10 protein-coding genes and 3 pseudogenes are annotated in these 11,190 nt (G+C 60.9%); 5 read left to right on the plus strand and 8 right to left on the minus strand.

What is annotated here, in order from left to right:
* The 3 genes from AX692_RS00565 to AX692_RS18625 all read left to right on the plus strand — a co-directional run.
* Window positions 1-1,822, plus strand: a 1,822-nt coding sequence (locus tag AX692_RS00565) for a strawberry notch C-terminal domain-containing protein (RefSeq protein WP_230961022.1), incomplete at its 5' end; no start/stop codon positions are given.
* Window positions 1,823-1,883: 61 nt separating this feature from the next.
* On the plus strand, window positions 1,884-2,297 hold the full coding sequence (locus tag AX692_RS00570; protein WP_073974181.1) for an MbcA/ParS/Xre antitoxin family protein: 414 nt from the start codon (window positions 1,884-1,886) through the stop codon (window positions 2,295-2,297).
* Entirely contained in the window at window positions 2,294-3,034 is a 741-nt protein-coding gene (locus tag AX692_RS18625) for an RES family NAD+ phosphorylase (RefSeq protein WP_081095041.1), read from the plus strand. Before AX692_RS00570 ends, AX692_RS18625 begins: the two co-directional genes overlap by 4 nt.
* A 238-nt stretch (window positions 3,035-3,272) precedes the next feature.
* On the opposite strand, the pseudogene AX692_RS00580 reads toward AX692_RS18625, so the two are convergent.
* The 4 genes and pseudogenes from AX692_RS00580 to istA form a co-directional block, all read right to left on the minus strand.
* Window positions 3,273-4,280 (minus strand): annotated as a pseudogene (locus AX692_RS00580) (IS110 family transposase).
* 88 nt (window positions 4,281-4,368) lie between these two features.
* Window positions 4,369-5,133, minus strand: coding sequence for an IS5 family transposase (locus AX692_RS18630; protein WP_230960848.1), 765 nt, complete (start codon window positions 5,131-5,133; stop codon window positions 4,369-4,371).
* Between the two features lie 184 nt (window positions 5,134-5,317).
* The gene (gene istB / locus AX692_RS00590) at window positions 5,318-6,163 is read right to left on the minus strand and encodes an IS21-like element helper ATPase IstB (RefSeq protein ID WP_073977512.1); all 846 of its coding nucleotides are present in this window, start codon (window positions 6,161-6,163) and stop codon (window positions 5,318-5,320) included.
* A complete protein-coding gene (gene istA / locus AX692_RS00595) occupies window positions 6,160-7,401 on the minus strand; it encodes an IS21 family transposase (RefSeq protein ID WP_073977513.1) in 1,242 nt (413 codons plus the stop codon). Before istA ends, istB begins: the two co-directional genes overlap by 4 nt.
* 290 nt (window positions 7,402-7,691) lie before the next feature.
* On the opposite strand from istA, the gene AX692_RS00600 reads away from it, so the two are divergent.
* A complete protein-coding gene (locus tag AX692_RS00600) occupies window positions 7,692-8,483 on the plus strand; it encodes an IS5 family transposase (protein WP_230959860.1) in 792 nt (263 codons plus the stop codon).
* Window positions 8,484-8,609: 126 nt separating this feature from the next.
* Here AX692_RS00600 and AX692_RS20405 read toward each other — a convergent pair whose 3' ends face one another.
* On the minus strand, window positions 8,610-8,792 hold the full coding sequence (locus tag AX692_RS20405) for a MerR family transcriptional regulator (protein WP_230959857.1): 183 nt from the start codon (window positions 8,790-8,792) through the stop codon (window positions 8,610-8,612).
* A gap of 134 nt (window positions 8,793-8,926) precedes the next feature.
* Between AX692_RS20405 and AX692_RS00610 the strand changes: the two are divergent.
* A pseudogene (locus AX692_RS00610) lies at window positions 8,927-9,349 on the plus strand (TCP-1/cpn60 chaperonin family protein); the annotation flags it as partial.
* Between the two features lie 97 nt (window positions 9,350-9,446).
* On the opposite strand, the gene AX692_RS00615 reads toward AX692_RS00610, so the two are convergent.
* The 3 genes and pseudogenes from AX692_RS00615 to AX692_RS20410 form a co-directional block, all read right to left on the minus strand.
* Complete coding sequence (locus tag AX692_RS00615) at window positions 9,447-9,932, minus strand: phosphate-starvation-inducible PsiE family protein (RefSeq protein WP_073975318.1); 486 nt, start codon at window positions 9,930-9,932, stop codon at window positions 9,447-9,449.
* A 23-nt stretch (window positions 9,933-9,955) separates the two neighbouring features.
* Complete coding sequence (locus AX692_RS00620; protein WP_073975319.1) at window positions 9,956-10,906, minus strand: mechanosensitive ion channel family protein; 951 nt, start codon at window positions 10,904-10,906, stop codon at window positions 9,956-9,958.
* Between the two features lie 12 nt (window positions 10,907-10,918).
* A pseudogene (locus AX692_RS20410) lies at window positions 10,919-11,190 on the minus strand (hypothetical protein); the annotation flags it as partial.

Consider the following 11,190-nt stretch of genomic DNA (forward strand, 5'->3'; position numbering starts at 1 on the left):
ACCTGCGTCTCTCGCCGCCACGCTCGACATAAACTGCGACTGCAAAGAATACGTGGTCGATTACCTCACCAAAAGCTTTCCGGTTCGGTTGATGTCCGTGTTTACGGACGAGAACGGCAATGCACGGTCTGAACCGATGAGTGATGAGAACGGTGCTCCTGTTCTCTGCCGTTCGGCGCTTGCCGCGCGCGATCGCATGATCGAACAGCTCTGTGCCTTGCCGCCGATCGCGACGGCGCTCGATGCGATCATCGAACGGTTCGGTGTCGATCAGGTCGCCGAAGTCACCGGCCGTACCCGCCGCCTGATCGTCGGGCGCGATGGACGCCAGGTACTCCAGTCGCGCTCTCCGCGCGCCAATGTCGCCGAAACGCGAGATTTTATGGACGGGACAAAGCGGATTCTGGTTTTCTCCGATGCCGGTGGCACCGGCCGCAGTTATCATGCCGACCTTGCGGCAAAGAACCAGATGCGCCGGGTCCACTTCCTGCTTGAGCCGGGCTGGCGGGCCGATGCCGCAATTCAGGGCCTTGGCCGTACCAACCGCACCAATCAGGCATCGGCCCCGCTGTTCCGCCCGGTGACAACCGATGTGCGTGGCGAACGTCGGTTTATATCGACCATTGCACGTCGGCTAGACAGCCTCGGCGCGCTAACCCGCGGGCAGCGCCAGACGGGTGGGCAGAACCTCTTCGATCCTGCCGACAATCTCGAGAGCGCCTACGCCAAGGAGGCGCTTCATCGCTGGTTTGGCCTGTTGTTCGCAGGCAAACTGGAAGCCGTTACACTCTCTCGGTTTGAGGAATTGAGCGGGCTCAGCGTCGAAGGGCCCGACGGCGGGATGGTCGATGACCTGCCAACCATCCAGCGCTGGCTCAACCGCATCCTCGCGTTGCCGATTGCTTTGCAAAACGGCATATTTGATGAGTTTCTCGGCCTCGTCGAAGCGCGGATCGATGCAGCACGCCAGGCCGGCACGCTCGACATTGGGGTCGAGACCATTGCGGTCGAGCATTTCGAGGTGCTGACCGATACGCTACTGCGCACAGATGCGCTGTCGGGTGCGACTACGCATCTCCTCGAACTCGAGATCGCCCGCGCGCTCAAGCCTTTGCGTATCGAACGGCTCGAGGAACTCTACGGCTTTTCAGGTGCGCGTCAGCAACTTCTGCGTAATGCGCGCTCAGGCCGGATCGGGCTGCTTGTCCCTGCGCGCAGTCTGCTCACCGACGAAGGTATGCGTGTGGCCCGCTTCGAGCTTGTCCGTCCCTTGAAGCATGGGCACATCACCGCCGATCAACTCGAAGAGAGCAATTGGGAAACGGTGGATCCAACCGAATTTCGCCGCCTATGGCAGGTGGAGGTCGATGACGCCGCCTCAAATCACAAGCGCGAGCGCCTGCATCTTGCAACCGGCCTGCTGCTTCCGGTGTGGGACAAACTACCTTCCGACTATGTTCGGGTCAGCCGGATCTCGGCGCGAGACGGACGCTCGCTGTTAGGCCGGGAGGTTCCGCTCCATTGCGTGCCCGAACTGTGCCAGGCGCTTGGGCTCGAAGACGAAAATGCCTTTTCGGCAGAGCAAATCGTCGATGCGGTGCTCGGGACGGGGCGACCGATGCAAATCAAAAGCCGCGAAGCGCTTACGCTCAAGCGCAGCCTCGTCAATGGCGCGCAGCGGCTCGAACTGGCTGGTTGGTCGGCGTCGCGCCTCGACTGGTACAAGGCACATGGGTGCTTCACCGAGATCATACGCTATCAGACGCGACTTTTCGTCCCGACGACGAGCGCGGTGGCGGTCTTGGCGGGACTTGTCGGATGAGGCACACCTATATTGCCAATTGGCATCAAAAGTGATATATGATGCCATATGGAGAATGCTCATGTTGGCACTGCAACCCGTTGAAACCGTCCCCCATGCCTTCCGGCCCGATCCTATAACTCAGGAGGAAGCAGCGGCGATGTTCCGCGCCGTGCTGAACCTGTTTGGGAAATGGGAACTCACCGACGAGCAGGCAGCGACTTTGCTCGACATGCCGGTTCGCTCCTATCGACGGTGGAAAGCTGAGGGGCCGGGCCGTGTCTCGCGCGATGGTGCGGCGCGGCTCTCCAACCTGATGGGTATCCACAAGGCGCTGAGGATCATCTTTTCCGAAGCCCAACGTGGCTACGCCTGGATCAAGGCAGGTAACGCCGCCTTTGCCGGAGCGAGTGCGCTCGACGTCATGCTTGGCGGCGAGCTGACCGATATCATGCGGGTGCGTCGCTATCTTGATGCCGAACGTGGTGCCTGGTGATTGATCCCAAGGCGATTCCGGTTGCCCAGGTCGAGTGGAAAGGTGCTGTACGGATTATCCGCAGTGCCTTTCCACCGATTGACCTGTTCGAAGACATCGCAGACCCTGCAGATTGGCCGCTGCTGATCTCCGCCGAGCAAAAAACCAATCCTCGCATCATGGCGACGATCGGCAATCTCGATCTGGTACCTGCAGACCGTCGGGTAGGGGGCAACGGCGCATCCTATCTGATGGCCCCGTTCACGCATGTCAGCACCGACCGACCAAGTCGCTTCACCGATGGGACCTACGGCGTGCTATACGCGGGGGATGTATTCGAAACTGCGCTGTTCGAGACAATCCATCACCATGCCCGCTTCATGGCTCGCACTGTAGAAGCGCCAGGCTGGACATCACAGTTCCGTGAGATCATCCTTTCGGTAAGCGCCGATCTTCACGATCTCAGGAGCCTTGCCGCAGGCAATCCCGCGCTTAATCCCGACAACCATGCTGCATCGCATGCACGGGCTGTTGAACTCAAAGGGGGCGGGGCCGAAGGTCTTGTCTATCCGAGCATCCGGCATCCGGGTGGTGAATGTGTCGGCTTGTTCTACCCGGATTGTGCATCCGACCCCACTCAGGGACGTCACCTCGACTACCACTGGGACGGAATGGGTGTCGATCTGGTTCGAGAGGCTGGTACAGGGGCGGTGTTTCGGGTGGTAAGCATATCTGGACGTAAGGATCCAGATCTGTAATTTGCGGTCGCTTGGCGGTTGTCCCTTGAGAGTTTCAAGGATCTATCCGCACTCGCCGATGCGAGGATCGGTGGTGCTTTATCGGGTCTCAAAAGGCCGGACGTTGCATTGACTCGAAGCGGGCTTGGTGGCCCCTCTGTCGACCTTCGCAGATCGTCCGTCCCTGCGTTCCCTCGCGGGACACCGCCATCGGGTCAGCTCGAGAGCATCACCACTGGCATCGGGATACTACCTCAACTCAGGCCTCGAACAAGGTCCCGTCACGCAGCATGGCGTGCATGATGACAGCGAGGCGGCGGGCTAGCGCAACTCGGGCCTTTCGCAGCCCACGCCGCTTTGCGATCTTGAGCGCCCAGCTTTTCAGCGCAAAGTTCTGGCGTGTGCGCGTCAAGATCGAGTTGGCCGCTTCGTAGAGGAGCTTGCGGACCGTCCCGTCGCCTTGTTTGGTAATGCGTCCTGTCCAGCCGAGCTCTCCCGATTGGTGTCGGCGTGGAACCAGGCCAAAGTACGCGCCAGCCGTTCGCGATCACTTGAACCGGCTGGCATCATCAACAGCGGCGGCGAACGCAGCGGAGGTCTGCACACCCACGCCAGGGATGCTCATCAGGGCCTGGCTGGCCGGAGAAGCCAGGCTGATCGCTTTGAGCTGGCGATCCATCTGCCCGATCTCCTCCACGAGGCGCTCGCGGGCCCGAAGGAGCGACGCCACCGCTTGGCAGAGGCCGGGGACAGAAGCAGCCACTCGCATTCGCGCGAGGAACCGCTCGCCCTGGCCCGCGCCGAGCCTGATCCCGAAGGTGGCGCAGAGGCCGCGGATCGTGTTGTCGAGCCGGACGCGTGCTTCGACCAGATGGCCGCGGGCGGTGATCACCGAACGCACTCCGTGCGCGGCCGGCGACTTGACATGCACGTCCTTGTAGAAGCCGGTACGCGCCAGCTGGGCAAGCCCGGCCGCATCGTGCAGATCGGTCTTGTTGGCCTTCATCGCCTTCAAGCTCTGATGCGCCTGACGCGCGTCGATGCAGACGATGGCAACGCCCAACTCGCGCAAGCCCAGCGCGATCCACGGGCTCATCCGGCCCGTCTCGATGACCGCGCGTTCGATGGGACCATGGCGTTCCAGCACCGCGGCGATTGCCTCCGGAGTACTGTCCACACAGTGTGTCCCGATCTTCCGCCCCTCAGCGTCGATGACGCAGACGTGCGACGTTTCCATCGACAGGTCGATTCCGGCATAGTGTTTCATGGCTGCTTCCTTCCTTCAGGTCTGACAACCAGAAGGTGCGCCGCTCAGCCGGCCCGAGGAAGCAGCCACAAATTACACGATGACTCGTTCAAAGCCAGAATGCGACGGCGGCAGCGGGGCTTACGGCTGAAAGGAAGTTTCTGGCGAGCTTGTCGTAGCGGGTAGCGATGCGGCGGAAGTCCTTGAGGCGGCAGAACATGGCCTCGACTCGCCAGCGATCTTTGTAGCGGCGTTCGTCATACTGGATAGGGCGCTTGCGGTTGCGTCGACCGGGGATGACAGGGATGGTACCCTGTTCGCGCAAGGCAGCCCTGATGCGATTGGCGTCGTAGCCACGGTCGGCGATCACCCGCTTCATTCCGATGGTCTCGCCAATCAGCAGGTCCGCGCCTTTCACGTCCGACGTGTTGCCCGGTGTCAGGACGAGGCGAAGCGGGCGTCCGAGAACATCGACAAGCGCGTGGATCTTGGTCGTCCTGCCGCCACGCGAGATGCCAATGGCATTGGCTCGCGCCCCCCTTTTGCCCCACCAGCACTGCGGTGAGCCTTGATGTAGCTGCTGTCGATCTGTCCAGTCTCCGCGATCCAGCCTTCCTCGGTCAGCGCCGCCAGGATGCGGGTCCAGATGCCCCGGCGGCTCCACCTGTTCCAGCGGTTGTAGTACGTTGTCGGCCGGGCCGTATTCGGTGGGGCAATCAGCCCAGTGGCCGCCGCATTTGAGCATGTGAATGATCCCGGAGATAACCCTGCGATCATCGACCCGCCGCGCTCCGGGCTGGTTCTGCGGCAGGTGGGGCTCGATTGCGCCCCATGCTTCATCCGACAGCCAGAACAACGAACGCGAGATCTCCAATGGCCTCCTGCTTCAGCGGAGAACCCCTGAATCTATGTGCGAACAGATTTTCAAGAGGCTGATTGAGTTTGGACCCTTAGAGCCTGTCCTCAAAAGTAGTTGTGAGATATCAGCTGGTGTCAACGCTGACTAAAATTTCCCCAGAAGTGCCGGGTTAAAATTCCCCAGTTTGGGTTTTCGGTGATCAGCCGTTCCAGTGATCGTGGGTGCGCTCCTTTGGTGGCCGCCCGCGTCTTTTTGGCGGCGGCGGCGGGGTGATGGCGGAGATCGCTCTGGTGTGCTCGGGCACGAGGTCGGAGTGAGCGCGCAAGCGGTAACTTGCGCCCTCGATCTGGATGTCGATGGCATAGTGCAGCAGGCGATCGAGCAGGGCCGTTGCCACCACCGGATCCCCGAACACCTCGCCCCATTCCGCAAAGCCGCGGTTGGATGTGAGGATCATCGCCCCCTTCTCGTAACGGGAGTTGACCAGCTGGAAGAAGAGGTTGGCACCGCCGGGCGTCACCGGAAGGTAGCCGATCTCGTCTACGATCAGGAGGGTGTTCCGGTTGAAGAACCGGAGCCGTTCAGGAAGCCGCCCATCGCGCTCGGCGCGCACCAGCATGTCGATGACCTCGGCCAGACTGGCGCGGTAGACCCTCTTGCCCGCCCGAACAGCCTCCGCGCCCAAGGCTGTCGCCAGATGGCTCTTGCCCGTGCCCGGCGGTCCCAGCAGATGGACCACCTCGCCGCGCTCGATGAAGTCGAGCTGCGCCAGTGCGAGGATGCGGCCGCGATCCAGCGAAGGCTGGAACGAGAAGTCGAAGCCTTCCAGGGTTTTCATGGGCATGAGCCGGGAAGTCTTGAGCCCGACAGTGAAGCGCCTGCTTTCCCGATTGCCATACTCATGCGAGAGCAGGATATCGATGGCTTCAAGCGCGGTCATTTCACCGCGCTCCAGACAACGCATGGTATGGTCAAGCACCTCAAGCGCGCGGGGCATTCTCAGGCCAACCAAGCTGGTGCGGATACGGTCGATGATCTCCGTCATGGCCGCACCTCGCTGCCGGCCAGTCGCCGCCCTACCGCCTCGTAGAAGCCCAGCGAGCGCCTGGTAATCTCAAGCCCTGCAGGCGGCGCCACTGTTGCCGCACGGGGCTGAGCGAGCCGCCGATGGGAAGGATTAACCCGGCGCTGATTGCGACCATCCAGAACCGGATGCACCGCGATCAGCTTGCGATCCTCGAAGATCCTGATCTCACGAGGATGGTTCTGCACTTCCACGACCCGTTTGCGCGTGGCGTCGGGCACCGAGTACAGATTGCCGCCAACCGAGACCATGCCTTCATGGCTCACCCGCCGCTCGATCGTGAGCACGGCATTGTAGGGAGCGGCAGGCAAGGCCGTCAGTGCGGGTTGCTCCTCGGCAAAGTGCTCGCTCACGATCCGCTGGGTCGTGGCATGCAGCCGAACATTGGCAACCGTGTCCAGCCATTCGCGGAACTGCCGATTCAGGTCATCAGCGTTGCGGAACGTGCGGCCAAGGAAGAAGTCCTGACGGATATAGCGGTAAGGCCGTTCGATCTTCCCCTTGGTTTTCGTCCGATAGGGCCTGCATGCACGCGGCAAAGCGCCGTAATGGTCCAGCAAGGCGACCAGCGAGCGATTGTAGATCACGATACCTTCGGCATCCTCATCGATCACCGCGGTTTTCATGCGGTCGTAAAGCACCTCCGACGGGGCACCGCCCATCGCATCGAAGGCGTCGATGTGGCAGCGCATCACCGTCTGCAGATCCTGGGTCGGACAGAACCGGCCCCACAGCCAGCGGCTATGGCCCCGCACCATCGAGAACAGCCAGAAGATCCGGGTCACACCCGGCTTATCGCTGAACGCCACCTTGAACTGGGCGAAGTCGACCTGGGCCTGCCGTCCCGCCGGTGTCTCGAAGCGCCGCTCGAACTGGACCACTCGCGGCGGGCGGCACTGGCGCAGGAAGTCCGTGACAGTCGTGTAGCCGCCCTTGAACCCCATCGCAGCGATTTCGCGGAACAAGCGCTTGCCAGACAACTCGGGATACAGCGCGACGCGATCGCGAAGGTACGGCTCATAGGGTTCCAGCTCACGCGGACGCGGTGGTCGAGGCTTGTAGACCGGCGCCTTCACGCCGCCGGCCAGGTGTTTGCGTACCGTCTTGCGGTCAAGGCCCGTCTGCCGCGCAATCGCGGACACCGACAGTCCCTGCCGCTTCAAGTCATGGATCATGACAATTTCCTCAAGTCTGATCACCAGCCACGCCTCCCGTCGATCCGGGAAGCATAAGGGTGACCCGTGTGGGTCGTTGCCAATTCGCTCCGGGGCTAGCCCCGGAGCGAATTGACGCTCACCTCAAACTGGGGAATTTCCGTTCGGCACTTTTGGGGAGAATACATCCGGCATCGACAGCTGGTTGCGCTTGACGCGCTGGTGCATCGCTGATTGTGCTTTGCACAGCTTCGCTTCCCGGAGTTTCGCCAGAAACGACCGAGGAATGAGCGATGTGGACCGACACCTCCCGGCGGTAGCATAGCCGTTCGGGCCTGCGTTATCCAAGCGATTTGCGCGATGGCGAGTGGGCCTTGATCGAGCCTCTTTTGCCGCCTGCGAAGCCCGGCGGCAGGCCGCGCTGCACCGACCTGCGCGAGGTGATGAACGCGATCCTCTATCTTGCGACCAGTGGTTGCCAATGGCGGATGCTGCCCAAGGATTTCCCTCCGCTCTCGACGGTTCAGCGCTATTTCTATGTCTGGCGCGACAGCGGCCTGTGGCAGACGATCAATCACCTGCTGGTGATGGCTGCGCGCCAGATCGAAGGGCGCGAGGGCAGCCCCAGCGCCGGAGTGATCGATAGCCAGAGCGTCAAGACCACCGAGAGCGGCGGCCCACGGGGCTACGATGCGGGCAAGAAGATCATGGGCCGCAAACGCCGCATCATCACCGATACGCTCGGCCTGATGCTGTTCGTCACCATCCATGTTGCCAGCATTCAGGACCGTGACGGGGCGGTCGATCTCATCAAGGCGATCCGCTACCGCTTCCCATGGCTGCGCCACCTGTTCGCCGACGGGGGCTACGCGGGCGACAAGCTCATCGGCGCGCTCCAGGGGCACGGGCAATGGACACTCGAAATCGTGCGCCGTTGCGACGCCGCCAGGGGCTTCGTTCTGCTCCCGCGCCGCTGGGTGGTCGAGCGCACCTTCGCCTGGCTCGGCAGATGCCGACGGCTCGCAAAGGACTGGGAAAGAACTATCGAGAGTTCCACCGCGTGGACAACCATCGCCCATATCCGCCGCCTCACCCGCCTCATCGCAAGCCATTGCCAGATCACATGAACTTTCGAGTCAGGCTCTAAGGTCATCGAGCCTGGCGCGGACATTCGAAAGGTGCTGCGCAGCGATGGCTTGGATCCGGTCGCAATTCTCGTCAGGTCGCGGCGCGAGATCGAGCAGGGCCTGAACCTATTCGAGCGAAAAGCCCAACTCGCGTGCGCGCCTCACGAATCGGGGGCGCTCGACGTCCTCCGACCCGTAGTCGCGGTAGGCACCCTTGCGTGGCGGCGAGCTGATAACGCCAATGCGTTCGTAGTACCGGATGGTCTCGATGTTGCATCCGGTCAGTTTCGCCACCTCGCCAATTTTCAAGTCCAACCCCTTGAGTCTGTAGTTGCTACAGACTGAAGATAGGTGCGCGAATCGAGGTATGCGAAAGCACGAGTGATGCGCAGCTTCGGCACATGGTGGAACGGTTTGGCGACCGGCGGCGGCATTGCTGCCGCATTCGGGGCCGCCGTGCGGCGGTCGAGGAAGGCATTCTGCCGGGCGGCGGTATCGCACTGCTCCGGGCGCTCAAGTCGCTCGAGGGCCTCAAGGCCGCCAATGACGACCAGCAGTCCGGTATCAACATCGTGCGTCGCGCCCTGCGCGCCCCGGCTCGCCAGATTGCCGAGAACGCGGGCGAGGACGGTGCCTATATCGTCGGCAAGCTGCTCGAAGGCGACGACTACAACCATGGCTTCAACGCCGCGACCGGCGAATATGAAGACCTGGTGAAGTCTGGTGTCATCGATCCGGCGAAGGTGGTGCGCACGGCGCTGCAGGATGCGGCTTCGGTCGCCTCGCTGCTCATCACCACCGAAGCACTGGTGGCCGAACTGCCGAAGGAAGACACGCCAGCGCCGATGCCGGCGATGGACTTCTAAGGCTGCCATTTCTCTTGGAAGCCGGACAGGCGCGCTCGCAAGGGCGCGCCTGTCCTTTTCTGTCTGTAACCGCGCTGGTTACAGCTTCAGACCAGCCCTATTCCTGTATCTGCTCAAGCCGCTCCTGCCGATCCTGATCGCGAACGAGCCAGAATACCGCACCAAGTGCCAGCACAGCTCCTGAAAGCGCGGCGACTTTCGCGGCGCTCGTGTCTGCCAAATCGAGGATGATGAACTTGCGCACAATTGCCAGCAGCGCAATCAGGATTATCGTGCGCACCTGCAGGATACCGAAACCCCTGTCGGCAGCTACGAGCAATGAGCGCTTGAACTCAAGCGCAATCACGACGGTAAAAATCATTCCGAAGACAGTCTGGAAAGTGGCAAAATCGAGCGGATCGAGAGCGCCCAAGACAAGGCTTGTTAAAACTTCGCGCATCAATGACCAAACCGCTGCAATAACGACGATTGCGATTATTCCGCTGAGAACGATAACGACCGCGTCCTCGAATTTCTCGTACAAAGACATCGCAGACCATTCGGCACGTGTCATTTTGCGCAATCTCAGAAAATTCGCGAGCATTGGTTTATCCTTGCGGCCGTCTTTCAAGCATTCTTCACCACAGCCTCGGTTTGTCCAAGCATGATGTTGAGCGGCGGGGCAGGGCCATCTTTCGGGAGCCCCGGATACAGGGTAAAGTGTGGGAATGGTATGTCGATGCCAGTCTCGTCGAATGCCTGCTTGATCCTGCGGAAGAACTCCCTGCGCACTTCCCATTGTGATCCTGGCGTCACCTTCAGGCGCAGTGGCAATATGACGGCACTGTCACCGAGCGCTTCCACACCGACAATCTCGGGCTCATCAATTATGCGGTCTGCAAAGGCGCGATCCTGAGCCATCTGCGAGGCAACGCCGTGCATAATGCCCAACGCCTCGTCTGTCTTTTCGCGATAGGCGATACCGACATCGATCACCGACCTGGAATATTCCATGGTCATGTTCACGACATTGGTAATGTTCCCACATTGCACGAATATCACGTTGCCATCGTAATCGCGCAGGCGAACGCTTCGCAGCGTGATTTCTTCTACCACGCCGATATGGCCACCGATCTCGACTATGTCATCGACGCGCAGCTGCCCTTCAAGCAGAATGATAAATCCGGAAAAATAATCTTTCACCAGGCTCTGCGCGGCAAAACCTGCTGCAATTCCGGCCACTCCCGCAGCAGTCAGCAAAGGCGCTATGGATACGCCCATGATCGAGAGTAAGGTCACCCCGCCAACTGACCATATCACGATGCGCCCGAACATCAGACCAGTCCTGTATGCAGTTGCAACCCTCCTAACAGAATCTGGATCACTCCGTTTGCTTGTCATCTTCTGTCCTATGCGCCGCATCAGGCGCGAAAGCAGAGCTGCCGCCAACGAAGCGAGAAACACCACCAACACGATCCGCACTGCGTCTTCAAGCACGGATGAGGGAACGGAGAGAGTTCGCAATTCGAATTCGTCGATTAGATTTGACACCTGATATTCGCTTATTTTCGACTGCATCGATCTTTCGGCCTAGCCAATTGTTGCGCCCGTAAATGCTGGCGGGTCGGAGGCAGGAAAGCTTTCGAGCAGCGCTTCATCTACAGGGTCGAACTCCTTTTGGCGCTCAGCCCGCTCGCCGGCTTGCGCACCTCGATATAGCCGGTTTTGGGAAATCTGTTTGCCCTCTCCTGACCATCGTATCGGCCAGTTCCCGGGCGCATCAGAGCCACGATAGAGTTGGTCGATCTTAGAGCGTTTTCCCCACGTTTTGACTCGGCGGGGATTCCCTTGCGGGCGCAGTT

Source organism: Erythrobacter donghaensis, assembly GCF_001557325.1.
Lineage (GTDB): Bacteria > Pseudomonadota > Alphaproteobacteria > Sphingomonadales > Sphingomonadaceae > Erythrobacter > Erythrobacter donghaensis_B.